General features: G+C 38.4%; 24 protein-coding genes and 1 pseudogene. 22 read left to right on the top strand and 3 right to left on the bottom strand.

The window, feature by feature from the left end:
* Positions 1 to 63: 63 nt before the first annotated feature.
* The 6 genes from J7E77_RS05335 to J7E77_RS05310 all read left to right on the top strand — a co-directional run bounded on the left by J7E77_RS05335 (position 64) and on the right by J7E77_RS05310 (position 6,052).
* Positions 64 to 861, top strand: a complete 798-nt coding sequence (locus J7E77_RS05335; protein ID WP_251026660.1) for a rhamnogalacturonan acetylesterase — start codon at positions 64 to 66, stop codon at positions 859 to 861.
* A 144-nt stretch (positions 862 to 1,005) separates the two neighbouring features.
* Entirely contained in the window at positions 1,006 to 2,613 is a 1,608-nt protein-coding gene (locus J7E77_RS05330) for an ATP-binding protein (RefSeq protein ID WP_214712998.1), read from the top strand.
* Positions 2,606 to 3,289, top strand: coding sequence for a response regulator (locus J7E77_RS05325; protein ID WP_214712969.1), 684 nt, complete (start codon positions 2,606 to 2,608; stop codon positions 3,287 to 3,289). Before J7E77_RS05330 ends, J7E77_RS05325 begins: the two co-directional genes overlap by 8 nt.
* A 103-nt stretch (positions 3,290 to 3,392) precedes the next feature.
* Complete coding sequence (locus tag J7E77_RS05320; protein ID WP_374102952.1) at positions 3,393 to 4,772, top strand: CitMHS family transporter; 1,380 nt, start codon at positions 3,393 to 3,395, stop codon at positions 4,770 to 4,772.
* A gap of 59 nt (positions 4,773 to 4,831) precedes the next feature.
* Positions 4,832 to 4,981 (top strand): hypothetical protein, encoded by a 150-nt coding sequence (locus J7E77_RS05315; protein WP_214712967.1) that lies wholly within the window; start codon positions 4,832 to 4,834, stop codon positions 4,979 to 4,981.
* A gap of 147 nt (positions 4,982 to 5,128) precedes the next feature.
* Complete coding sequence (locus J7E77_RS05310; protein ID WP_214712966.1) at positions 5,129 to 6,052, top strand: AEC family transporter; 924 nt, start codon at positions 5,129 to 5,131, stop codon at positions 6,050 to 6,052.
* Between the two features lie 58 nt (positions 6,053 to 6,110).
* On the opposite strand, the gene J7E77_RS05305 is transcribed toward J7E77_RS05310, so the two are convergent.
* Complete coding sequence (locus J7E77_RS05305) at positions 6,111 to 6,767, bottom strand: Crp/Fnr family transcriptional regulator (RefSeq protein WP_214712965.1); 657 nt, start codon at positions 6,765 to 6,767, stop codon at positions 6,111 to 6,113.
* On the bottom strand, positions 6,764 to 7,399 hold the full coding sequence (locus J7E77_RS05300) for a Crp/Fnr family transcriptional regulator (RefSeq protein ID WP_214712964.1): 636 nt from the start codon (positions 7,397 to 7,399) through the stop codon (positions 6,764 to 6,766). The genes J7E77_RS05305 and J7E77_RS05300 overlap by 4 nt, the downstream gene beginning before the upstream one ends.
* Positions 7,400 to 7,780: 381 nt before the next feature.
* Here J7E77_RS05300 and J7E77_RS05295 point away from each other — a divergent pair, with 381 nt between their 5' ends.
* From J7E77_RS05295 to J7E77_RS05220, 16 genes and pseudogenes are all read left to right on the top strand, one after another.
* Entirely contained in the window at positions 7,781 to 9,259 is a 1,479-nt protein-coding gene (locus J7E77_RS05295) for a 4-hydroxyphenylacetate 3-hydroxylase family protein (protein WP_214712963.1), read from the top strand.
* A gap of 26 nt (positions 9,260 to 9,285) precedes the next feature.
* Positions 9,286 to 9,795: an FAD synthetase family protein gene (locus J7E77_RS05290; RefSeq protein WP_214712962.1), complete on the top strand. Its 510-nt coding sequence runs from the start codon at positions 9,286 to 9,288 to the stop codon at positions 9,793 to 9,795.
* A 61-nt stretch (positions 9,796 to 9,856) separates the two neighbouring features.
* A pseudogene (locus J7E77_RS05285) lies at positions 9,857 to 10,422 on the top strand (NADPH-dependent FMN reductase).
* Positions 10,423 to 10,457: 35 nt separating this feature from the next.
* Positions 10,458 to 10,997, top strand: a complete 540-nt coding sequence (locus J7E77_RS05280; protein WP_098932183.1) for a 3-hydroxyanthranilate 3,4-dioxygenase — start codon at positions 10,458 to 10,460, stop codon at positions 10,995 to 10,997.
* On the top strand, positions 10,988 to 11,992 hold the full coding sequence (locus J7E77_RS05275; protein ID WP_214712997.1) for an amidohydrolase family protein: 1,005 nt from the start codon (positions 10,988 to 10,990) through the stop codon (positions 11,990 to 11,992). Before J7E77_RS05280 ends, J7E77_RS05275 begins: the two co-directional genes overlap by 10 nt.
* Before the next feature lie 22 nt (positions 11,993 to 12,014).
* Positions 12,015 to 12,488: a RidA family protein gene (locus tag J7E77_RS05270; protein WP_214712996.1), complete on the top strand. Its 474-nt coding sequence runs from the start codon at positions 12,015 to 12,017 to the stop codon at positions 12,486 to 12,488.
* Entirely contained in the window at positions 12,469 to 13,947 is a 1,479-nt protein-coding gene (locus J7E77_RS05265) for an aldehyde dehydrogenase (RefSeq protein WP_214712961.1), read from the top strand. Before J7E77_RS05270 ends, J7E77_RS05265 begins: the two co-directional genes overlap by 20 nt.
* A 71-nt stretch (positions 13,948 to 14,018) precedes the next feature.
* Positions 14,019 to 14,798, top strand: coding sequence for a 2-keto-4-pentenoate hydratase (locus J7E77_RS05260; protein WP_214712960.1), 780 nt, complete (start codon positions 14,019 to 14,021; stop codon positions 14,796 to 14,798).
* Between the two features lie 45 nt (positions 14,799 to 14,843).
* On the top strand, positions 14,844 to 15,635 hold the full coding sequence (locus J7E77_RS05255; RefSeq protein WP_214712959.1) for a 2-keto-4-pentenoate hydratase: 792 nt from the start codon (positions 14,844 to 14,846) through the stop codon (positions 15,633 to 15,635).
* Positions 15,636 to 15,685: 50 nt separating this feature from the next.
* Complete coding sequence (kynU, locus tag J7E77_RS05250; protein ID WP_214712958.1) at positions 15,686 to 16,957, top strand: kynureninase; 1,272 nt, start codon at positions 15,686 to 15,688, stop codon at positions 16,955 to 16,957.
* Positions 16,958 to 16,981: 24 nt separating this feature from the next.
* Positions 16,982 to 18,409, top strand: coding sequence for an amino acid permease (locus J7E77_RS05245; protein ID WP_214712957.1), 1,428 nt, complete (start codon positions 16,982 to 16,984; stop codon positions 18,407 to 18,409).
* Between the two features lie 56 nt (positions 18,410 to 18,465).
* Positions 18,466 to 19,314, top strand: coding sequence for a tryptophan 2,3-dioxygenase (gene kynA, locus J7E77_RS05240; RefSeq protein ID WP_214712956.1), 849 nt, complete (start codon positions 18,466 to 18,468; stop codon positions 19,312 to 19,314).
* A gap of 474 nt (positions 19,315 to 19,788) precedes the next feature.
* On the top strand, positions 19,789 to 20,559 hold the full coding sequence (locus J7E77_RS31100; protein ID WP_285290485.1) for a L,D-transpeptidase family protein: 771 nt from the start codon (positions 19,789 to 19,791) through the stop codon (positions 20,557 to 20,559).
* A gap of 172 nt (positions 20,560 to 20,731) precedes the next feature.
* Positions 20,732 to 21,943 carry a GNAT family N-acetyltransferase gene (locus J7E77_RS05230; RefSeq protein WP_214712955.1) on the top strand — a complete coding sequence of 404 codons (1,212 nt, stop codon included), beginning with the start codon at positions 20,732 to 20,734 and terminating at the stop codon, positions 21,941 to 21,943.
* 147 nt (positions 21,944 to 22,090) lie between these two features.
* On the top strand, positions 22,091 to 23,416 hold the full coding sequence (gene brnQ / locus J7E77_RS05225) for a branched-chain amino acid transport system II carrier protein (RefSeq protein ID WP_214712954.1): 1,326 nt from the start codon (positions 22,091 to 22,093) through the stop codon (positions 23,414 to 23,416).
* Between the two features lie 88 nt (positions 23,417 to 23,504).
* On the top strand, positions 23,505 to 24,359 hold the full coding sequence (locus tag J7E77_RS05220; RefSeq protein WP_214712953.1) for a manganese catalase family protein: 855 nt from the start codon (positions 23,505 to 23,507) through the stop codon (positions 24,357 to 24,359).
* Positions 24,360 to 24,529: 170 nt separating this feature from the next.
* On the opposite strand, the gene J7E77_RS05215 is transcribed toward J7E77_RS05220, so the two are convergent.
* Positions 24,530 to 24,874, bottom strand: a complete 345-nt coding sequence (locus tag J7E77_RS05215; protein ID WP_374102951.1) for a hypothetical protein — start codon at positions 24,872 to 24,874, stop codon at positions 24,530 to 24,532.
* Positions 24,875 to 24,986 lie beyond the last annotated feature (112 nt).

Raw genomic sequence — 24,986 nt, 5'->3', positions numbered from 1 at the left:
TCATCAGATAAGTTCTAACTAATATGATTAATAATAAAGTAAGTAGCATTTAGGAGGAATATCATGCGGCGAAAGTTTAGGGGAAAAATGCTACGGGTATCCTTGTTCCTAGTAGTTCCCGTCTTAATTTTTGGAAATTACTTTGCTACAGCTACAAATAACGAAAATACCCACAAAAACCGAATTACCGTTTTTTTGGCTGGTGATTCGACCGTTTCTGATTATTCCAGCTCGTTAGCACCTAGGGCAGGCTGGGGACAAGTTTCTAAACGGTTTTTCGATGATAAGATTGTCGTAAATAATGAGGCCGCATCTGGTAGGAGTTCAAAAAGTTTTATTGATGAAGGGAGACTCAAATCAATCTTAGATCAGATTGAGAAGGGTGATTACCTGTTTATTCAATTTGGTCATAATGATGAAAAAAAAGAGGATCCAACCCGTTATACGGAGCCCTATTCAACCTATAAAAGCTATTTAAAACAATATATTGACGGTGCCCGTGCTAAACAAGCCATTCCTGTTCTAGTGACACCTGTTGAACGCCGGCGTTTTTCTGAAAAAGGAAGAGCGCGTGATACGCACGGGGAGTATCCTGCTGCCATGAAGGAGCTTGGAATGGAAGAAAATGTACCTGTCATTGACCTTACTGCCAAAAGCAAGGCATTGTTCGAGGAGGTTGGACCAGAAGAAACGAAGAATATTTTCCTTTGGCTTGATGCCGGAGAGAATGTTAACTATCCAGACGGAGTTCAGGATAACACTCATTTCCAGGAGGCTGGTGCTGAGAAGACTGCCCGTCTTGTGCTTGAAGGCATCGAGGAATCAAAGCTAGTACCGCTTTGTAATCACATTTTGAAATAAGGAAGAAAAATCAAGTGAGGAACTATCATGTGATAGTTTCTTTTTTTTCTCAAATGGGAGACATTCCACAAAGAAATCTTCTAATATAAGATATAATGTACATTGTAGTAATCCATACAGTTTAACAAGGAGGGGGAAAACAGCCTGAAAACAAGAAAAATATCACTCCAGACCAAAATATTTGGGCTGGTCCTATTACTGGGATTATTGTTGATCCTGCTGCTGACCACATTTTTCAGCTATATGGAAAGTAAACAAATAGAGGAAAATAAGGGAAGGCTGGCACTGGAAATCTCCCGAACGGTTTCATTCATACCGCCCATTATCACCGCCTTTCAAACAAGTGACCCATCGAAAACAATTCAGCCCATTGCCGAAAAGATTCGCACTGAAACTGGTGCTGAATTCGTTGTTATAGGAAACAAAAATGGAATAAGGTATTCGCACCCTTTAAAATCTTTGATCGGGAAGAAAATGACAGGCGGAGATAACGAAAGGGCCATTAAAAATCAGGAATATTATGTATCTAAGGCAAAGGGGTCACTTGGACCTTCAATTAGAGGTAAATCTCCTATTTTCAACAAAAAGGGAGAGGTAATTGGAATCGTTTCTGTTGGATTTTTGCTTGAAGATATCCATCAGCAAATCTTGAAAACTGTCACCAAGGTACTTCTTGTTTCACTCTTTGCTGTTTTGATTTCACTGATCGGTAGTATCTTGCTAGGACGGAATATCCGTAAAGATACAATGGGGCTTGAACCTTATGAGATTGCCGCACTTTATAAAGAAAAAAACGCAGTACTACATGGAGTAAAAGAGGGGATTTTAGCCATAGATAATGAGGGCTACATAACGATGATGAATCAACCCGCCAAAAGACTTTTACATATTAAGGGATCTGTCCGCCATCTAAAAGTAGATGGGTTGTTTCCTTCTGACTATTTATATGAGGTATTAAAATCAGGAAATCCACAAGTTGATAAAGAAATGGTTTGGAAAGATAAAACAGTGATCGTCAACTGTACGCCACTCTTTGAAGCGTCTGGGATAAGTGGAGTGGTTGCTTCGTTTCGTGATAAAACAGAAATTGAGCAAATGGTAAACACCCTATCAGAAGTAAATAGGTATTCGGAAGATCTGCGTGCGCAAACACATGAATATTCCAATAAATTATATGTGTTATTAGGTCTTCTTCAGCTAGGAGAATATGAACAGGCAATCGATATGATTCAAACGGAAACACAGGTATTGCAATTTCAGAATTCTATTGTTTTTAACCATATTAAAGATACGAAAGTACAGGCCATCCTTTTAGGGAAACTTGGAAAGGCTTCAGAAAAGAAAGTAAAGTTTGAGGTTGTATCTGATAGCTATTTAGAGGCATTGCCATCCCATTTTAAGCTATCTAATCTAATTGTCATACTTGGAAATTTAATAGACAATGCGTTTGAAGCTGTCTATGGTTTAGATTCTCCTACAGTGAAATTTTTCGTTACCGATATAGGCAGCGATATCATTTTTGAGATTGCTGATAATGGGAAGGGATTTAGTGATAACGAAGTTCCGCTTCTATTTGACAGGGGCTATTCTTCTAAAAAAGGAGCTGAACCAAGGGGATTTGGCCTATCTAATGCTGAAGAGGCAGTGTTAGAAATGAATGGGATGATTGAGGTGCAAAGTACCCCGGAAAGTGGGACTGTCTTTACAGTTTACCTTCCAAAGGAATACGAGAGGAGACAAACACTTGACTAGGATAAAAGTAGCCATTGCTGAAGATGATTTTCGAGTTGCCGATATCCATGAGAAATTTTTAACAAAGTTTAATGAAATTGATGTTGTAGGTAAATCATTGAATGGTGATCAGACTCTTCAAATTCTAATGGATAAAACTCCTGATTTATTGATTCTCGATGTGTATATGCCTGATATGCTCGGATCCGATCTGCTCCCAATTATCCGGGAGCGTTTTCCAAGGGTTAGTATAATTATGATCACAGCAGCGACCGATAAAGTTTTCCTAGAAAAAGCATTAAGCTACGGAGTAGAAAATTATTTGATTAAACCTGTAAATAGAGAAAGATTTGACGAAGTCATTTTAGAATATATAAAAAAGCACTCCCTCCTAACTTCCCAAGAAGATGTAGACCAGAATTATGTAGACCTCCTGTTCGGAAATAAAAAGATTGAAAAGGTGGGAAGGGGCACGGGATTACCTAAAGGAATTGATGAAATCACACTTGGAAAGGTGAAAAACGCACTTCTGATTAATAACCAAGGCCTTTCAGCTGAAGAAGTGGGAAAGGAAATTGGAGCATCCCGGATTACTGCACGCCGATATTTAGAATATCTATCCTCTATTAAGGAAGCAAAAGCGGAAGTGGTTTATGGTATTGTCGGGAGGCCGGAAAGAAAATATTATCCTGTTTAGTAAGGGTGCCTAAAGGCATCCTTTTTTTATGTGAAACATTTTAAGGAAACTCCAGCAGGCATATAGGATTCTCCTGTGAACAAAATGAACAAAATATAGAATAATGTACGATAATAACTTTATTTTGGAAACGTTTTCAGTTAGGAATATTTCGATTATTATTAATTTACAAACAAAAGGGGTGGAAGAGATGCTGGCAACTTTAGGATTTTTAATGATCATTATTTTTATGGTATTAATTATGACAAAACGTTTATCTGCAATGATTGCTCTAATGGTGATACCTGTTGTATTTGCATTGATAGGCGGATTCGGAAAAGAAATGGGACCAATGGCGCTTGAAGGTATAAAAAGTGTGGCACCAACAGGAATTATGATTCTATTTGCGATTCTCTTCTTTGGAATCATGATAGATGCAGGGGTTTTTGATCCTATCATTTCAACGATTTTGAAGGTAGTTAAAGGGGATCCTGTTAAAATAGCGATTGGAACAGCAGTTCTTGCGTTAATAATCTCCCTTGATGGTGACGGAACAACTACATATATGATCACCATTTCTGCCATGCTTCCTTTGTATAAACGTATTGGCATGAAACCATTGGTACTTGCAGGGATCGCTGTATCATCTTCAGGTGTTATGAACCTTCTTCCTTGGGGAGGACCAACAGCTAGAGCAATGACAGCATTACATCTTGAGATGGGAGATATTTTCACTCCTGTAATTCCTAGTATGGTGGGGGGAGTGTTGTTTGTATTGTTCATGGCCTACTGTCTTGGTAGAAAAGAGCGTAAACGGATAGGTGTTATGGAAATTGATTATAGCACATTGTCTTTGATGGCAGCTACATCTGAGGATGCTTTCCTTAAACGTCCCAAATTAATTCTTGTAAACTATCTGCTAACTATTCTGCTTTTAGTTGCACTAATCCAAGAAATGCTGCCTACAACCGTATTATTTATGATTGGATTTGCAATTGCGATCACCATCAATTATCCAAATCTAAAAGAACAAAAAGAACGGATTATGCACTACGCTGATAATGCACTATCAGTTGTGTCAATGGTATTTGCTGCAGGTATTTTTACAGGTATTCTTTCTGGAACGAAAATGGTAGACGCTATGGCAACTACGATGATCTCTCATATTCCAGATGCTTTGGGCTCCCATTTTGCAATTATTACTGCGATTATCAGTGCACCATTAACATTTTTTATGTCCAACGATGCATTTTACTACGGAGTTTTGCCATTACTTGCCAAAGCAGGAAGTGTATATGGAATTGATCCGGCTGCAATTGGACGAGCGTCACTTATGGGGATGCCTGTACATTTATTAAGTCCTCTAGTACCTTCAACTTACTTATTAGTCGGTATGGTTGGAGAAGAATTCGGAGACTTGCAGAGAACATTCTTTAAATGGGCCTGTGGATCCACAGGGGTTATGATTTTTGTTGCTATTATTTTGTCCATTTTTCCCTTTTAATTAAAATTTGCTGAATTCTCATGAAAATCATTTAATAATTTGACTGGAGATGAATGATTATGTGGATACTCACTGTCTATTCAGAAGGGAAAATCCCTGCATTGTTTGAATATAATACAGAAAAAGAAGCTTTAGAAGCTTTTAATAAAGTAAAAGGTTGTAGGATTCTCTCAGAGGTTATTTACTATAACGACACTAAAGTATCTTGAATTTTCTGGTAAATAGGTACTATTAAACAGACTCTGTAACCTCCTTTGCTTTGTTGGAAACTCCAACTAAGCAAGGAGGTTTCTTATGTATCAATATGCTGCAGTATAGCAGTCCCGCTGCATTAGGTTTTAATTGGAGGGAAATTTTTGAGTGTTTTACTTCTTATCATATTAAATGTCATTTTACCTGTTTTTTGTCTTATTGGAATTGGTGCGTTTCTTCATCGAAAAATTACATTTGATATGAATACATTATCAAAATTAAATAACTATTTGCTCATGCCTGCTGTAAGTTTTGTCAACATTTATCAGACTAAAATGGAGGGAGAAACAGTCTTAAATATTCTTACTTTCTTAGTAATCCAAAGTCTTTGTCTTATTTTCTTCAGTACCATCATATCTCGATTAGCCAAATTTGATAATAGATTATCTTCGACCTTCAAAAACAGTGTGATACTAAATAATTCTGGGAATTTTGGGTTACCTGTAAGTCAACTTGTATTTCAGCATAATCCACTTGGTTTATCCATCCAAGTGGTGGTTATGATTTATCAAAATCTTCTTACCAATACATATGGGTTATTTAATTCAATAAGAGTAAATTACAAAGGTTTACAAGCAATGAAAGTATTTATGAAAAATCCAGTTGTTTATGCCTTTTTGTTAGGTTTGGTTTTTAATTCACTTTCTATCAAAATACCAAAATACTTGTGGACTCCGATTGAAAATATTTCAAATGCCTTTGTGGCTGTGGCCCTGGTTACGCTCGGTGCACAAAGTGCTTTTTTAAAAATAAATCGATTCTCTATCTCACTTATTCTAAGTCTCTTTGGCCGTTTAATACTTTCTCCCTCCATCGCGATGATCATTATATTACTTTTAAAATTGGAGGGTACTACGGCGCAGGCTTTGTTTATAGCAAGCTCGTTCCCAACTTCAAGAAACAGTGCACTTTTCGCGTTAGAATACGGAAATTACCCAGATTATGCAGCACAAGTGGTATTGTTGTCTACATTACTAAGCATGATTACTGTAACTACTGTTGTATATTTGTCGACAATATTATTTTAATCGTGCGAAGACTAGAGGAACAGAAGCAGGAAACCTTAATGGCGCCTGCTTCTTTCATCTATAGAGATAACATTAATATATCCAAGTTCGAAATGTCGATTGCACCAGAGTCTCGAATTTCTTTTAATTGATTAATATCTAGGATGTCAATTGTACGGGTTGATATTTGGATCCATTGTTGGCTTTTCCATTTATTCAGTATTTTATTTACCGTAATCCTAGAGGTCCCTATGTAACGGGCAAAAGAAGATTGGTCGATTGAAAAATTACCATTTTCGCTTACTAACTTTAAAAGGAAGTGGGCCATTTGCTGCTCAATAGGCGAATTAAGAAAGGAAATAATTTCTGCAAGAATCCTAAATTTATAGATTAGTGAGTTGGTGAAAATACACGCTGCCTCAGGATGTTCCTCACAAATCATGAATAAAGCCTCATCAGAAAAAAAATAGATCTCAGATGAACTACTCGAGGTGGCTGAGGTTAAATAGGGTTCATTTTTCACACCGTGCTCCCCAAATAGCATTCCTTCTGGTACATAATTCACCGTCCGTTCCACACCTTCTTGTGAGAGAAGAGTTATCTTTATCCCACCCTTAGATAAGTAGAAAAAACCCTTGCCTTCACTTCCCTGATGGTATACAACTGAATTTTCCTCAATCTCTAGTTTTTTTCCATATTTTAAAAATGGGCTCCACGAATATCGAAGATTTTTCAAATTATCACCTTACCAAGAAGCTTTTTTAATTCATCAGGTTTCTTTATTAAAAACTTCTTACCACGAATCTCAATAATTTCTTCAGCTTTCCATTGTTTTATAATCTTATATAAGGTGATTCTCGTTAAGCCTGTGCATTTTGTAAGGTCTTGTTGTGTGAGAGGAACTTCGTAATTCTTAAATTCGTAACAAATATTTAGTAGTATCACCGACAGTTGCTGTTCTGGTGTGAGAGAATCCAAATAAATTTTATCAGCTAATATGTGCATTTTATGAATAACGGTTTTGATAAAAATGTTAAGGATAGAAGGTTGAGCTTTAATTAATTTTTGAAAATGTTCACATGAGAAAAAATAGAGAATAGAGTCATTTACTGCCGTTGCGGTAGTAAAATGTGGCTGTCGGTCCATCGCTTGAACTCCTAATAGCTGCCCGGGAATAGCGATGTTTAACAAACGCTCTTTTCCAAACGAAGTGGTAGACGTTACTTTAATTAATCCCTTTTGGATATAATAAAATCCATCCCCGATCGTCCCTTGCTGGTAAATAGATGATTTCTCTTTGAAGAATTGTCTAGTACCAAACTGCAAGCATGATTCCCAATTAATATCACTGTCAAACAAGATTGCCAACTAATCAACTCCTAAGTGAAATGTATGTAAAAAGACAATAAAACTGTAAATCTAGGAAATATGTAATTAATCACATGCTATAAAATAGTGACACTAAATTGTTAACGCTTACATCTGAATGCAAGGAAAAAGTTTATATGCGTTAACCACTTAACAACAGTGTAAAAGATTAAAGATAGAAAATCAATATTGGGTGGATGAAGTCTAGCATATATAAAAAGAAAAGCAGCTCATATCATTTGTATTTAGAATGATGTGTGTTGCTTTATTTGTTTCAATAAAATGAAAATTTTATTTTTTTAGAAAAAATGTTAATCAGACTACAATGACTCAAAAAAATCAATTTTATAATGAAAATATGAAATTAAAGGAGGATGTTTTATGGGAATTCGTACAGGAGCACAATATATCGAGGCATTAAAATCCCGAAGTCCAGAAGTTTGGTTATCAGGAAAAAAAGTAAAAAATATCTTTGAAGAGCCAGTTTTTCATCAGCCAATTCTTCAAATTGCAAAGCTATATGATATGCAGCATGACTCCAAATTTCAAGAGGACATTACTCATATTTGTGAAGAAACAGGAGAAAGAATCTCGAATGCATTCTTGGTACCAAAAAGCTATCAAGATTTACAAGCTCGGAGAAGAACCTTCGAAGAGTTTGCCAAAGCGACCTTTGGTTTAATGGGAAGAACACCTGATTTCTTAAATGTAGTCGTTACATCCATGGCGAGCAATTCGGAGTTCCTGGACAAATACAATCCTGAATGGGGAAAAAATATTCGATCATATTATAAGTTTATCCGCGATAATGATTTATTTTTAACCCATGCAATTATTAATCCGCAGAATGACCGCAGCAAATCATCACACGAACAACAGGATATGTTTACCCATCTAGGTGCTGTTAAAGAAACACCTGATGGCTTAATTGTAAGAGGAGCGAAAATGCTAGCTACACTTGCACCGATAACTGACGAAGTAATTGTTTATTCTTTTCCTGGATTTAAGCCTGGTGATGAGCGCTATGCACTTGCGTTTGCACTACCACTTGATACTCCTGGTCTTCGCATTATCTGCCGTGAAGCAATGCAGGATGGACAGCGTTCGGTATATGACCACCCATTAGCATCAAGATTCGAAGAAATGGATGCGGTCTTAGTCTTTAATGATGTTTTAGTACCTTGGCATCGTGTATTCCTTTATAACAATGTTGAAGCAGCAAATTTACTCTATCCGAAAACAGGAATCGCTCAGCAGCCAGCTCATCAGTCTGGTGTAAGAGGGTTAATCAAACTACAATTTGCAACCGAAGTGGCTTGTAAAATCGCCGACTCCATCGGTGTTGATGCCTACCTAAATGTACAAAATGATTTAGGAGAATTAGTCCAATCGGTTGAATCGATTAGGGCATTACTCAGAATTTCAGAGTATGAACATGAAGTAACTGCTACTGGGGAAGCGATGCCAGCCTATGCACCACTAGAAACAATTCGAGGATTGCTGCCAAAAATGTACCCACGTGCGATTGAAGTGATCCAAATCATTGGTGCAGGTGGCCTACTAATGTCTCCAACAGATGCTGATTTCGAGAATCCGGAATTAAGAGAGGATTTAGAGAAGTATTATCTTGGAAGAGAGGGAGTTTCAGCGGAAGAACGCGTTCATCTCTTTAAGCTAGCATGGGATTTATGTGGCGAGGCATTTGGACAAAGAGTTCTTCAATACGAACGCTATTATACTGGAGATCCAATTCGTAAAAGAGCGATTTTCTATAACAACCACAAAAAGCAGAATTCCTTTGAGCTGGCTGATGAAGCAATGAAAATATTTAATCGAAAAAATGAGGTTACAAGCTTATAAAAGTAAATCAAAAGTAAGAGGAGGTGATGCAAACGCTAAAAGATGGAGTTTTGACATTATCTGGTTCGGTGATTGCTATTGGTGCTTTTGATGGAGTCCATAAAGGACATCAAGCTGTGGAAAAGAGTCGGGTTTATCAGGTTCCTAGCGTTGTATATACTTTCGACCCGCCTCCTCGAAATTTTTTTAAGGGCGTTCAAATTTTGACACCAATTCAGGAAAAGGTCAGCAGGATAGCGAAGTTAGGTGTGGATTATATAATCGTTGCCAGCTTCGATGAATGGTATGCCACCCGTCCCCCTGAAGATTTTATTTGTGAATTATCTAAGCTTAACCCAGTAGAGATTTCAGTTGGTTCTGATTTTCATTTTGGAAAAAACAGAGCAGGGGATGTAAATCTTTTAGAAAAGTATTTTCATATCAATATCACTCCTCCTGCTTATTGTAACGGCGGTAAACTTATTTCATCGACGAGAATCCGCCAGTTAATTTCAGAGGGAGATTTCCAGCAGTCCTACTCATTACTAGGACTGTAAACGGAAGTCAAGTAAATGAGACTACATGGTATCCACTGAGTATTAGAAGGGAGATCACTTTATGAAGTTATTAGGAATTTCAGGCACAATTATTGGCGCAAAAACAAGTATTGTTGTTCAAAAGGTATTAGAGGATGTAAAGAAACATCATCCTATCGTTGAAGTAGAATTGTTGGATTTAAGAGAGTATGAGATTCAGTTCTGTGATGGACGAAATCCTTCAACCTATACAGGTGACACTAAGAAAGTTCTCGATATTGTTAATTCTGCTGACTTCTATATTATCGGAACACCGATATTCCAGGGATCTTTATCTGGCCCACTCAAAAATTTGTTTGATTTAATCAATCCTAAGGAGATTCGCAACAAAGTAATCGGTTTTGTTGCAACAGGTGGTACATACCAGCATTACTGATTTTCGAAAATCAATTGAAGCCGATCGCAGGATTTTTCCGAGCCTTTGTGGCACCAGGCTATGTCTATGTTAATAACGATCATTTTAATGAAGAAAATGAAATCATCGATTCTGAGGTTCTAACAAGAATTACTGCTTTAGCAAAAGAAGTGGTCTTCATGCAGGAGGCATTAAAATCATCTGAGGAAAAATTTGCAACAGTAAATGGATAAGCTTTTGTATTAAAAGTTGAGAGGAGAAGATTTTTATGACAAACTCATTAAAACCAATTAACCTTTGGGGATTTATTGAAGAAAATAAAGATTTACTTAAGCCGCCAGTAAATAATAAAGTAGTTTGGAAGGATTCTGAACTAATGTTCATGGTCCTCGGAGGTCCAAACAAACGACGTGATTTTCATGTGGACCCATCTGAAGAGATATTTTATCAATTAAAAGGTGATTGCTACGTTGAAATTATTAATGCGGAAGGTAAAAGAGAAGTAATTACAGTGAGAGAAGGAGAAGTATTTCATCTCCCTCCAAATGTTCCCCACTCCCCACATCGGGTCGCTGATACAATCGGGATCGTAATTGAACGTGACAGAGGTGAAGGTGAATTAGAGGATTTTGTTTGGTTTTGTGATGAATGTGATCATGAAATGCACCGCGTTACCGTCCAATTGACAAATATTGAAGTCCAGGTAAAAGAAGCGATTCATGGATTTAACAGTAATTTAGAGCTTCGCTCTTGTAAGAACTGCGGACATATTATGCCCGAAGAAGCGAGTGAATGGAAATGCGAGTAGATTTTCATACACATATCATCCCTGAAAATTTCCCTGATTTTGCGAAAAGGTACCAAAACGACAAGTGGCCAGTACTCCAGCCTACCTGCTCTTGTGGTGCTAATATTATGGTGGCTGGGAAGGTTTTTCGAGAAGTGACAGACCAGGTTTGGAGGCCTGAAAAAAGGATTTCCGATATGGAAAGAGAAAATATAGACATACAAGTTTTATCGCCAATTCCTGTAACGTTTTCCTATTGGGCACCTACAGAAGAAGCAGTAGCTATGGCAAGATATCAAAATGATTTCATCGCCGAAACAGTAGCTCAGCATCCAACCAAATTTATTGGTCTAGGGACGGTTCCTCTGCAAAATGTCGAAGAAGCGATTCGTGAACTAGACCGCTGTGTACATCAACTAGGATTAAAAGGGATTGAGATTGGAACAAACATTAATGGCAAAAATTTAGACGATGAATCATTAATTGATTTCTTTGCGATGTGTGAGAAATGGAATGTTCCAATATTTGTTCATCCATGGGAAACACTGGGTGGAGATCGTTTTTCCTCCCATAACTTAATGTATACGGTTGGAATGCCAAGTGAAACAGCATTGGCTGCAGCAAGTCTGATCCTGGGAGGTGTCATCGAGAAATTTCCAAAACTTAAAATTTGTTTTTCTCATGGAGGCGGGTCACTTCCTTACATTCTCCCTAGACTTGATCATGGTTGGAATGTTTGGCCGCATTTGCAGTTCACGGCGCATCCTCCAAGTTTTTATGCCAAGAAATTTTTCTATGATTCAATCGTAAATAATCCTGTAAATATTAAATTCTTAGTCGAAAAATTTGGTGCTGAACAAGTCATTATGGGATCGGATTACCCATTCTTACTGCGGGAAACTCCACCAGGGAAGATTATTGATGACACCTTAACACTAAGCGAAGAACAGAAAAGAGCAATGTTAGGTGAAAATGCACTAAGATTTTTAAATATACCGGTTAATTTATTAATTTAATAGGAAATGAGATGAGAAGATGATAGACAAGGTGATCACCCCAGAAGAGAGATTAGGGGAACTTGGATTAAAGCTTCCAGCACTCCGCCCCGCATCTGGTAATTATGTAAGTTGTGTTCGTACAGGGAATCTTATTTTCACATCAGGACAAGGTACAGATGAATACCGTGGAAAACTTGGTGAAGATGTATCGATAGAAGTAGGCTATCAAGCAGCAAGACAATGTATGCTTAATCTATTAGCAGTAGTCAAAAATGAACTGGGTGACCTTAGCAAAGTGAAAAGGATTGTTAAAATCCTTGGTATGGTCAACAGCACGCACGATTTTAAAGACCATCCTAAAGTAATGAATGGATCCTCCGATTTGTTGGTAGAAGTGTTTGGTGAAAAGGGAAGGCATGCGAGATCAGCAGTAGGGATGTCTCAGCTGCCACACAATAACGCTGTTGAAGTTGAGATGATTGTAGAAGTTGAGGATGGTGATCTCGGTGAGTAAAGTCCTAGAAAAACAACTTCAAATTAACGATGCCAAGCTTTTTATTAATGGAGAATATGTAAGCGCTATTTCAGAAGAAACCTTTGACACGATTAATCCTGCCACGAATCAAAAATTAGCTGCTGTCGCTAGTGCAAGTGAGCAAGATGTAGAAAGAGCGATTCAGGTCGCAAAGCGTACTTATGATAGTGGTATTTGGAGTAAAATGCCAGTAGAAGAAAGAGCAAAGATCCTGTGCAGAATGGCAGATCTTGTCATGGAACGTGTCGAGGAGTTAGCGCTAATTGAAACATTAGATGTGGGTAAGCCCATTAGAGAAAGCAGAGATTTTGATATCCCGCGTGCAGCATCAAACTTAAGATTCTTTGCAGAAATGGCAAAATATATCAATCACGAGCATTACGAACAATCCAAGCATATGAGTTATACAAAATACGCTCCTGCAGGTGTAGTAAGCTTAATCATTCCTTGGAATTTACCATTCATGCAAATGACTTGGAAAGTCTCTGCTGCGTTAGCTGCTGGTAATACGGTGATCGTTAAGCCTGCTTCCTATACACCACTCAGTGCGGTCATGTTAGGTGAAATTGCCAACGAAGCAGGATTACCGCCAGGCGTGTTGAATATACTAACAGGTCCAGGTGGAACAGTAGGAACGGCAATGACCACTCATCCATACGTTCGCAGGATTTCTTTTGTCGGGGAGAGTTCCACTGGTAAAACAGTTATGAGAAATGCAGCATCCCAGTTAATTCCGGTATCATTAGAATTAGGTGGTAAATCCGCCAATATCGTATTTGAGGATGCCGACTTAGATGAAGCAGTCGCAGGCTCAATCGAAGCAATTTTTAGAAATCAAGGGGAAATCTGCTTAGCCGGTTCTCGACTATTGGTGCAAGAATCGGTTTATGATAAATTCCTAGAAAAATTTGTTACAGCAGCAAAGAACATCAAAGTGGGCGATCCATTGGATGAAACGACAGATATGGGCGCACTGATTTCCAAAGGTCATCTAGAAACGGTTGACAACTATGTGCAAATTGGAATTTCTGAAGGTGCGAAACTTGCTGCAGGCGGTAAGCGTGTGGCAGGATTGTCACATGGTAACTTTTATGAGCCAACAGTGCTCTATGATGTAAATAACAAAATGAGAGTCGCACAGGAAGAAATCTTTGGTCCTGTATTAGTCGTCATTCCATTTAAAACGGAAGAGGAAGCGATTCAAATCGCCAACGATTCGATTTATGGTTTGGCAGGAGTCGTTTGGTCGAATGATTTAAGACGAGCTCATCGTGTCGCTTCTCAAATCGATTCAGGGTTATTCTGGATCAATTGCTGGTATTATCGTGATTTAAGAACGCCATTTGGAGGATCCAAGGCAAGTGGTATCGGCCGAGAAGGTGGACGTCATAGTTTTGAATTCTACACAGAGGCTAAGACGATTACAATGAAATTATAATATTAAAAGTAAAAGGTGGCTGAATGGCCACTTTTTATCTATTAATATAGAAATGGAAGGTTTAGGAAAAAATGGGAGTATTAGTAGAAAAGATTGCAAATGAATTAATCGACGCAGAAAATCATCAATATTCTGTCGCACCGCTGACGGAGCGCTTTTCCGTATTGACTGTAAGCGATGCCTATCAAATCCAACTCCAAGTTATCGGTAAAAAGTTAAAAGCAGGAAATGAAGTCATAGGGAAAAAGGTTGGGCTGACAAGTAAAGCAATGCAGCAAATGCTTGGCGTCGATGAACCTGATTACGGCCACCTGTTAGATAATATGAAAATAGCCGATGAAGCAACGATAAAAATTGCTGATTTTATCAGTCCGAAGGTTGAGGCGGAAATTGGTTTTATTTTGGAGCAAGACTTAGTTGGTCCAAATGTGAATTATCTAGATGTGTTAATGGCTGCGAAATATGTAGTACCAACCATCGAGATTATTGACAGCCGTATTTCTGATTGGAAAATCAAATTGATTGATACAGTGGCAGATAACGGTTCGTCAGCTAGAGTAGTGGTTGGGAAAAAGCTGTGTCCTATCGACAGTTTGGATTTGCGAACCCAAGGAATGGTCCTTTATAAAAATGATGAGCTTATGGCCACGGGAACTGGAACTGCCGCTCTAGGACACCCCGCCCAAGCCGTCGCATGGTTAGCCAATAAATTGCATGAATTTGGGATTACTCTTAAAGCAGGTGAGTTAATTCTTCCCGGAGCACTTTCTGGTGCGATTGCAGTAAAAGAAGGCGACACGATTTTGGCTGATTTTGGCCCACTAGGTACTGTATCTGTAACTTTTGAGTAAACGAGTTTTTTCTTGAATAAAAATATTAAAAGTGGAGGTTCCATTATGACACTGTTGCAAGGAACAGAACAAGAAATCGTAGACTACCTATTAGCTGCAGAAAAGGAAAAGCGGGAAGTCGAGAAAATCACGACTAGTTACCCTGATTTAACTTTTGAGCATGCCTATGAAATACAACAAAAATTAATCGAGCAAAAAGAACAGGAGGGACTTCGCCGAATTGGAGTGAAACTCGGTTTAACAAGTAAGGCAAAGCAAGAGATGATGGGTGTCCATGAAGCCATCTACGGGTATTTAATGGATGATATGCTTGCACCTGAATGGGAACCAGTCCAATTTAGCAGTTTTATTCATCCCAAAGCAGAACCGGAAATTGCTTTCTTGATTAATGAAGATATCCAAGGAATTAATGTTACAGCCGAAGATATTTTAAAGGTGACGAAATATGTAGCACCAGCGATCGAGATTATTGATAGCCGTTATTTAGACTTCAAGTTTACTCTCGTAGACGTCGTTGCGGATAACTGTTCTTCCTCAAAATTTATCGTAGGGAACAAATGGGTATCGCCGAATGCTCTAAACCTGAAAGAAATTGGCGTATATATGTCTAAGAATTCAGAGGTTGCAACAACGGGGACCAGTGCTGCCGTATTAGGAGATCCAGCAGCTGCTGTTGCTTGGGCTGTAAACAAGCTCGGAGGAACTGGGCAGGGATTAAAGAAAGGTGATATCGTTCTTAGCGGTGCGATAACGGAAGCGATTAGCTTTCAACCCGGGGATACGATTTTGGCACAATTTGCGGATCTAGGCAGTGTCTCATTCTCCAGCAAATCATAGCCTCCCTTCACGCCCTAACTATAATGACACAAGATTCGAGGAGGAATAGGATGCTTTTCACTTTAGAGTATGCAAAACAATTGGATCAAGAAGATATACTTAACAGATTTCGAGAAGAATTTTACATAAAGCCGAATTCCATTTATATGGACGGGAATTCATTGGGGCTGCTTTCGAAAAGAGCAGAACGGACGCTGTTGGAGTCCTTAAATGATTGGAAAGAGCATGGAATTGACGGTTGGATGAGTGGGAACAACCCTTGGTTTTCTTTATCGGAAAAATTAGGAGAGATGATGGCTCCTCTAGTAGGTGGTTCAGCAAATGAAGTGATTGTAACAGGTTCCACAACTGTCAATTTGCATCAGTTAGTTGCTACTTTTTATAAGCCAGAAGGGACAAGGACTAAAATTTTGGCTGACGAATTAACCTTTCCATCAGATATTTATGCACTTCAAAGTCAGCTGCGTATTCATGGATTTGATCCCGATACACATCTTATTCGTGTAAAAAGTCGGGATGGTCGCTTTTTAGAGGAAGAAGATATTATCGAAGCGATGACTGATGAAATTGCGCTTATCATTTTGCCGACAGTACTCTATCGAAGCGGCCAAATCTTGGATATGAAGCGTCTGACAGCTGAAGCGACCAGAAGAGGGATATTAATCGGTTTTGATGGATGTCATTCGATCGGAGCAATTCCGCATTCGTTTAGTGAATGGGGTGTAGATTTTGCGTATTGGTGCAATTATAAACATTTAAATGGTGGTCCGGGTAGTGTTGGAGGTTTATATGTGAATTCTAAACACTTTGGCACAGCCCCTGGTCTTGCCGGCTGGTTTGGTTCCAAAAAAGAGAAACAATTTGACATGGAGCATTCTTTAACACCGGCTGATTCTGCAGGAGCCTATCAAATCGGGACACCACATGTGTTGAGTCTTGCCCCTTTACTTGGCGCGTTGGAGATTTTTGCAGAAGCAGGGATTGAAAAAATCCGCGCTAAGTCACTTAAGATTAATCAATTTCTAATGGACCTACTTGAACAAGAGTTATCTGATATGGGATTAAAAATAGGAAACCCTGTCGAAGATGTCCGTCGGGGTGGTCATGTAAGTTTAGAGCATAAAGAAGCCGCACGTATTTGCAAAGCGTTGAAAGAAAATGGTGTCATACCTGATTTCCGTGCTCCAAACATCATTCGTCTTGCGCCAGTTGCGCTTTATACCTCGTATAAAGAGGTTTGGGAAGTGGTCCAAATTCTTAAGAAAATTATGACTGATAAGCAATATGAAAAGTTTAAGAATGAACGAGAAGTTGTTGCTTAACCTAATGGAACGAGGAGGAATTATATGGCGAACAATAAAACTCATTTGAAAAATGGAAATGGTTCAGAAAATGGGTTGAAGCGTGAATTAAAAACAAATCAACTTACAATGATAGCTATGGGATGTGCGATTGGAACGGGCCTTTTCCTAGGTAGTGGACTTGCCATTAGTACAGCTGGTCCTAGTGTATTAATCAGTTATGCCATTGGTGCTTTCATTGTCTTACTTTTAATGGGATGTTTATCAGAAATGACTGTTGCCCATCCAACATCAGGGTCGTTTGGTACTATTTCTGAGAAGTACATTAGCCCGTTCGCTGGTTATCTTGTCCGATATTCCTATTGGATTGCAAACGTACTTGCTGTTGGGGTAGAGGTAAGTGCAATTGCGGTATATATGAAGTTCTGGTTTCCAGATGTGCCTGGGTTTGTCTGGATATTATTGTTCGCAGCTGTATTGATTTATGTAAATGCAACAAGTGTAAATACATTTGCAACTTTTGAGTATTGGTTCTCGATGATTAAGATCAGTGCAATTGTTGGGTTTATTTTACTAGGATCCTACGTTTTCTTTGGAGGCTCTGCAAAACCAGAAATGGGACCTGAAAACCTTGTCAATGCTGGTGGTTTCTTACCGTTCGGCTGGTGGGGAATGTGGGTGGCTATCTTTATATCTTTATTTAGCTTTTTAGGAACAGAAATGATTGCGGTAACAGCAGGAGAAGCGAAGGACCCGGATATTGCGGTACCAAAAGCTCTGAAAGCAACGGTGTTCCGATTATCGACATTTTATATTATTACTATCGGCATCATGTTAATGATTGTTCCATGGAAATCCGCAGGAGTGGAGGAAAGTCCTTTCGTAAAGGTTATGGAACTCTTAAATATCCCAGGTGCAAGTGGAATTATGAATTTTATTATTTTGACAGCTGCACTGTCAGCGATGAACAGTCAGTTATATGCTTCAACTCGGATGATGTTTTCACTATCACGAGGAAATTATGCACCAGCCTTTTTAGGTAAATTAAGCAAACAAGGTGTACCATTTAGTGCTCTTGCTATATCTACACTAGGTATTTTTCTTGCGGCAGCCGTAAATGCATTATTACCAGACTCGTCTTACGCATTTATGATGGGGATTTCCATGTTTGGTGCGATATTCACGTGGTTTATGGTGTTTGTTTCTCATTTGTTTTTCCGAAAAAAGTGGGAGAAGGCAGGCGGCCGGAAATTGCCAGTTAAAATGGTTGGTTTTCCATATTTGACGATATTAGGAGCGGTACTTCTACTGAGTTTAATGATCACCACTTGGTTTACAGGTTTTAAAATCATGCTACAATTCGGTGTTCCTTGGTTACTGTTTTTATCTGCAGCCTATTTTATTTTTAATAAAAGAAGAAACAATCCTGAAAAGAACGAGTCAGATGCTATTCTTAACAAAAAGGTAAATTAACGTGGTAAATTCTCATAAATAACTTAACTACAATAGAATGATGGAGGTCTAATACAATGAATTCACAAGAAAAAAACACAAATAATGGACTAGAGAAAACGATTCAAACAGATTTTCAAAAAGCGATGTCATACGGGGATTATCTCCATCTTGATAAAATCTTATCCAGTCAGCATCGGCAGTCAGATCACCATGATGAAATGTTATTTATCGTTATCCATCAAGCTAGTGAATTATGGATGAAGTTAATTATTCATGAATTGTCTGCGGCTATTGAGTTTATTCAAAACAACGATTTGGAGCCATCATTCAAAATCCTGTCGCGTGTTTCAAGAATTCAGCAGCAATTAATTCAATCATGGAGTGTTCTTTCGACGTTGACACCTGCTGAGTACTTGGAGTTTAGGGATAAATTGGGTCAATCGTCAGGATTCCAGTCTTATCAGAACCGTTTGATTGAATTTGCATTAGGAAATAAAAATGTTCATACACTAACAGTCTATCAACATCAAACAGACCTATACGAAAAAATGCAAGCGGCCCTTCATCAACCAAGTATATATGATGCGGCCATACAAGCTCTTGTTGCGCGTGGATTACCTGTCGATCATGAGGTTCGCCATCGGGATTTGTCCAAAAACTACGAACCGAATGCCAGCGTGGAAGAAGCGTGGTTAACAGTCTATCGAAATGTTGATCAATACTGGGATTTATACGAGTTGGCAGAGAAGTTAGTAGATATTGGCAATCAACAGCAATTATGGCGCTTTAATCATATGAGTACCGTGGAAAGAATCATTGGTCATAAGCAGGGGACCGGTGGGTCGTCAGGTGTGACCTATTTAAAAAGAGTCCTAGATCAGCAATTTTTCCCAGAGCTGTGGAGTTTAAGAACGAAACTTTAGGTTGGATAGCATCTTAGATACAATTGGCTGCAAAACCTTGTTATAAGGTCTTGCGGTTTTTTTTTATAAGACTAATAGTTGTTTCTGATTCCAGTGAGGAAGGAAGATTGGTTCAACGGTAACCATAGGAAGCATATGATGCCTGTGAAGGAAGAAAAATCAGTTCATTGGTAACCATAGGAACCGTATGATGCTTTTAGGAGGAGAAAAACAGATCACCGTTAATCAAAGGAATCATCTGATGCCTGCTGCCAAAGGAAAATTCAGTAGACTAAGGACTGAACTTTTTTTGCCCGGTTTTTCTAATTACTTCGGTAGGATCGATTAATATTTAGATGGGTACTTATTACATAAACTAGTGTATTACCTACTTTACGCCCAAATCGAAATATCTTTAATAAAATTGTAATGTAGACAAGCCCCTCCGACATAAGATACACGGATGAGTATTTATGTCGTATTGGAGGGGTTAGATTGCAAAAAAAGTGGTTAATTCTTTTTGTATTTGCTTTTTTTATGTTGTCTAGTTTTTTTGTTGGTGTCCCGACAGGTTTTGCAGCTTCCAGTGGAAAATTTGTTATCATTAACAAGACTATCAATCGGCTCGCATACTTTGAAAATGGTAAGTTTATAAAACAGTTCAAAGTAGGAACAGGGAGAAAAAAATCGTATACACCAGAAGGCAAGTTCAAGATTGTAGTTAAGATTAAGAATAGGCCTTACTATAAGGGACATATTCCAGGTGGAGATCCACGTAATCCACTCGGTAACCGCTGGCTTGGTTTGAACGCTCGGGGGACATGGGGAACGACATATGCAATTCATGGCAACAACAATCCAGCCTCCATAGGAGGGTACGTAAGCAGCGGCTGTATTCGGATGTATGATAGTGAGGTAGAATGGCTATTTAATCAAGTTCCAAATGGTACCACAGTTATCATCACATCGTCAGGGAAATCTTTCAATGCAATTGCGGCAGCCAATGGGTATAAAGTTAATGGAGGGTCTAGTGCACCATCTGTTCCTGTTAGTTCTAGTGGAGAAATCCTCAAAAAAGGCAGTCGGGGTCCTGCCGTCCAAGAGCTTCAGCGCAAGCTGACCTCACTTGGATACAGTACGAAAGGTGTGGATGGTGTCTTTGGAGCAAACACAGATAGTGCCGTCCGAAAATTTCAACAGGCCCGTAAATTAACAGCTGACGGGATTGTCGGGCCAGCCACGAAAAAAGCGCTCGGAATTAAATAATAAATATAAACTAGTTGCTCCAATTGATGAGCAACTTTTTTTTGTATAGACAATAAAAACAAAAACACTTTATTATTACCAAAAATAAACGCATGAAAAAGAAGAAAATTACACAAATTTAATATAAAAACCTTTACATAGAGTAAGATTTTAAATTTTTGGAGGTAATGGTATGAGTCGATTGGACAGGCTCAAGATGGAGAAAGTGGAACCGAAACATTGGCGGCAGTTCAACGAGTTATTGCGTTATGTGTTCCAAGTGACCAAAAAAGACTTACAAACGGTGGGTTGGGAGGAACGTGAAATAGCATTAGCAAAACTTCCCGTTTTGGAACAGGCTGATGTGTTAGGCTGGTTTGATGGGGAAAAATTGATTTCCCAAATAGCTGTTTATCCCTTTCAAATAAATATTTTTGGGCGCACATTTGAGATGGGTGGTTTGACAGGCGTCGGTACATACCCTGAATACGCGAACTTGGGACTAATGAATAAGTTGATTTGGCAGGCATTAGCGGATATGAAGGAAAGGAAGCAATCTATTTCCTATTTATACCCCTATTCATTGCCTTTTTACCGTAAAAGGGGTTGGGAGATCATTTCTGATAAGATGACCTTCGAAGTCAAAGACTATCAATTGCCTAAGGTAAAAAAAGTGTCAGGCTATGTTGATCGGCTAACTACAGAGCATCCTGATATTAAAACGGTTTACAAACTCTTTTCTAGTAAACGCAATGCCGCTATGATTCGAAATAATTTGGCCTGGGAGGAGTATTGGAGATGGGATTTGGAGGATTTAACAGCAGCTGTTTATTATGATAGTTCCCACCAGCCCCAAGGGTATCTGTTGTACTGGATTTCACATGATGTGCTTCATATAAAAGAAATGGTCTATATGAATGAAGAGGCACGGATTGGACTCTGGAATTTCATCAGTGCCCATTTTTCTATGGTTTCAAAAGTTTTAGGGGCCATTTATACAGATGAACCATTGGCATTTTGGCTGGAAGACGGGGATATTAAAGAAACAATCGCACCCTATTTTATGGCAAGAATTGTGGATGTTAAACAGTTTATGAATCAATACCCGTATAGAGCACCAGGCATAGATATAAACCTGACGATTTTGCTTAATGATCCACTACTTGAGTGGAACCAGGGGTTATTCACACTCCATGTTTCCGCCACAGGTCAGGGAGAACTAACTCAAAGTGAGGATCAGCCTCTAGTGGTTGTTGATATCCAGACACTGACGACAATGTTACTCGGGTACAAACGACCATCCTATTTGGCAGCTATCGGGAGATTAACCAGCAATGACCAAACCGTGGAAATATTGGAAAATTTAATTGAACGACAGACTCCATATTTCTCAGATTATTTTTGAATTAGATAAAGAAACAGTTAATTTCCTCTTTCGAAAAAATAAGAAAGAGGATTTTTATTAATTAGTTGTTAAAAATAAATATACCAACAAAGGGCAAATATAGTTTATTATTATGGAATAATATTTTTATCTTAAAGGAGATTTTTAATGAATTTTTCTGCCAAACAAATTGTCTTTATTAGTTTTATGCTTTTTTCAATGTTTTTCGGTGCAGGTAACCTTATATTTCCACCTTTTCTGGGGCAATCAGCGGGTACTCATCTTTGGACAGCTCTTGCTGGTTTTATAGTTTCAGCTGTTGGACTACCTATTTTAGGCGTTATAGTGGTTGCAAAGGCAGGAAGCTTTAACGAGCTAAACCAAAGGGTTCATCCTTTTTTTGCTTTCATTTTCCCATTTTTGATTTATATCGCTATCGGACCTGGACTAGCTATTCCACGTGCAGGGAGTCTTGCGTTTGAAATGGGGTTAGCTCCTTTTTTGCCAGAACATTTAGTAGGCAACCCTGTTTCTTTGTTAGTGTATAGCATCATCTTTTTTGGATTAGTGGCATGGTTGTGTATGTTTCCGTCGAAACTTATTGACCTTTTCGGGAAATTATTGACTCCTATTCTTTTGGCTTTAATTACGATTATTTTTATAAAGAGCTTAATTGATCCAATAGGTTCATTTGCCGAACCGAAAGAAAATTATGAGGCAAACCCTGTATTTCAAGGGGTATTAGATGGTTATTTAACTATGGATGCCCTGGCTGCTTTAGCATTTGGTATTGTGATTGCAAACACATTGAAAGCACAGGGTGTAATCGAAAACAAAAAAAGATCTTTATATATGATGTACGCAGGATTAGGTGCTGGATTGCTTCTAACCGTAATTTATCTTATCTTAGGTTATTTAGGGGCTGCAAGTTCGTCTTTAGGCCAAACGGAAAATGGGGCACAAATCTTGTCCAATGTCATGACTCACTTGTTTGGTCAAAGTGGAACTTTTATATTAGGATTAGTTTTTACAATAGCATGTTTTTGCGTGTCAATCGGTTTAGTTACTTCCTGCAGTCAATTTTTCGCAAATGCCATACCAAAAATAGATTATAAGAAGTGGGTTATTATCTTATCTGTTCTGAGTACCGCCATTGCAAATTTAGGATTAACGCAAATATTACAGATTTCCGTTCCGATACTTGGGATGATCTACCCGTTGGCGATCGTAATTATCTTTTTAGGCCTCATCGATGATTTTATTAAAAGATATCCGCAGATTTATATCTATGTTGTAAGTTTTGTTGCCCTTTTTAGTATCATAGATACGATTAATAAAACTTTCCTTGCAAATAAATGGAGTGGGGTACTTGATATTCTTCCTTTTTACATGGAAGGACTTGGGTGGATTATTCCTGCCCTTATCGGTTTAGTAGTAGGATTTCTTTTTGGAATGTTTAGGGTAACTTCTTCGGAAGATAGAATAAAACAATAACGGTTAAATCTTCTTTGAAAAGAATAAGGCACTATGAACTAGAAAAAGCTAAATAAGTAATAACTAGCTAATTTTTAGGGGGATTAGTATGTATTTCTATCGAGAAGATTTAATCAACGTGATCGTACCCGACAAGCCAGATCCTGCAGCAGCTAAGGTTCTTCAAGAGACATTGGGTGGAAGATTCGGAGAAATGCGGACAATGATGCAATATTTTTTCCAAAGCTCTAACTTTCGCGGTAATCAAAAACAATACCGTGATTTACTAAGGGGAGTATTTCTTGAGGAAATCAGCCATGTTGAACTTGTTCAAACAACGATTAATCAGCTTTTGAACGGAGCTGGAGAAGAGGCTGTGGGTGCTGGTGGCAGCACTGGTGCACCGTTAGAGGAAGCGATTAAACACGCGAATCCTCATCACTTTATCGTTGGGGCACAAGCTTCACTTCCAGTAGACGCCGCGGGGAATCCTTGGAATGGAAACTACGTATATAGCCACGGAAACTTGATAAGTGATTTATTAGACAATTTAGTTTTGGAATCCACCGGAGTTTTGCAAAAATCACGTATTTATGAAATGAGTACAAATAAAACCTTTAGAGAAACACTCGCTTTCTTAATCGTGCGTGATAATGCTCATCAAAATGCATTTGCCAAAGCATTAGAGACCCTAGGTGTTGATTGGGCCAAACTATTCCCAGTCCCTAATTACGACATTAATAAATATCCTGAATGTCGTAAATATGTTGAAATGGGCTTCCATAATGCCCAGTTTAATTTTAGACTTGACGAAACGCTTATCGGCCAAATTTTCCAAGGTGAAACACCGAGCAGAAATGGTGGAACCCTCCAAGTAGTACCGCCGCCACAAGGTTATCCAGTTCCTATTTTACCGGAGATGCCGAATGAACATAGTCCTGGTTTAAATGATTTAAACTCATAGGATGAACAAGAAAAAACACGGCTAGTGAACAGCCGTGTTTTTCTTATATTAAAAATCGGAAAAGTTCCGATTAAGGTTATTGACGACTGATAGTGAGAAAAAAGGAAGGTTACTATAGTCAATAGGGGTTATTGACGACCAAAAGTTAACCGGCACCCTTTTACAAAAATCTACGATTGTTTTTTATCAGTTTTCTTCTCACTTAGAGCACGATAAATTTGCGTATACATACTGCCTTGAACAATATTTTGTAGGAAAAAGTCTCCAATAAGCTTTAAGTATTGCTCATCCTCAAACATTTTTTTGTTTTGTAATTCCATTTCAGCTAAGCCTTCATATTTGGTAAGTAGTGCGTATGTATGATCCTCACCTGAAACGGGTGTTAAAATCTCCACATTTTGATCATAATTCTCATTTCTGAATGTTTTTAGTTCCTTTAAATTTTCAATACCTTCTTTAAATTTATCCTGTTTGATCTCAAATGTCTGATACACAAAAATTGCCACTGGCAGCATCCCCTAGATTATATTTTACAAACCTATCATTACATTTCCCTCAGATTCAAAATTTATTCTTCAATCCATGCTCTTTCATTTAAGCTGTAGGTTCCACGTTGGAAATGGAAAT

Source organism: Bacillus sp. ISL-77 (assembly GCF_018613105.1).
This window is presented reverse-complemented; position numbering and strand designations above follow the sequence as displayed.

Coding starts and splice junctions, on each gene's coding strand:
- J7E77_RS05215 (WP_374102951.1), bottom strand. CDS start 24,874: ATGCTGCCAGTGGCAATTTTTGTGTATCAGACATTTGAGATCAAACAG.
- J7E77_RS05335 (WP_251026660.1), top strand. CDS start 64: ATGCGGCGAAAGTTTAGGGGAAAAATGCTACGGGTATCCTTGTTCCTA.
- J7E77_RS05255 (WP_214712959.1), top strand. CDS start 14,844: ATGACACTGTTGCAAGGAACAGAACAAGAAATCGTAGACTACCTATTA.
- J7E77_RS05295 (WP_214712963.1), top strand. CDS start 7,781: ATGGGAATTCGTACAGGAGCACAATATATCGAGGCATTAAAATCCCGA.
- J7E77_RS05230 (WP_214712955.1), top strand. CDS start 20,732: ATGAGTCGATTGGACAGGCTCAAGATGGAGAAAGTGGAACCGAAACAT.
- J7E77_RS05280 (WP_098932183.1), top strand. CDS start 10,458: ATGACAAACTCATTAAAACCAATTAACCTTTGGGGATTTATTGAAGAA.
- J7E77_RS05265 (WP_214712961.1), top strand. CDS start 12,469: ATGGTGATCTCGGTGAGTAAAGTCCTAGAAAAACAACTTCAAATTAAC.
- J7E77_RS05245 (WP_214712957.1), top strand. CDS start 16,982: ATGGCGAACAATAAAACTCATTTGAAAAATGGAAATGGTTCAGAAAAT.
- J7E77_RS05315 (WP_214712967.1), top strand. CDS start 4,832: ATGTGGATACTCACTGTCTATTCAGAAGGGAAAATCCCTGCATTGTTT.
- brnQ (WP_214712954.1), top strand. CDS start 22,091: ATGAATTTTTCTGCCAAACAAATTGTCTTTATTAGTTTTATGCTTTTT.
- kynU (WP_214712958.1), top strand. CDS start 15,686: ATGCTTTTCACTTTAGAGTATGCAAAACAATTGGATCAAGAAGATATA.
- J7E77_RS05260 (WP_214712960.1), top strand. CDS start 14,019: ATGGGAGTATTAGTAGAAAAGATTGCAAATGAATTAATCGACGCAGAA.
- J7E77_RS05320 (WP_374102952.1), top strand. CDS start 3,393: ATGTACGATAATAACTTTATTTTGGAAACGTTTTCAGTTAGGAATATT.
- J7E77_RS05220 (WP_214712953.1), top strand. CDS start 23,505: ATGTATTTCTATCGAGAAGATTTAATCAACGTGATCGTACCCGACAAG.
- J7E77_RS05275 (WP_214712997.1), top strand. CDS start 10,988: ATGCGAGTAGATTTTCATACACATATCATCCCTGAAAATTTCCCTGAT.
- kynA (WP_214712956.1), top strand. CDS start 18,466: ATGAATTCACAAGAAAAAAACACAAATAATGGACTAGAGAAAACGATT.
- J7E77_RS05290 (WP_214712962.1), top strand. CDS start 9,286: ATGCAAACGCTAAAAGATGGAGTTTTGACATTATCTGGTTCGGTGATT.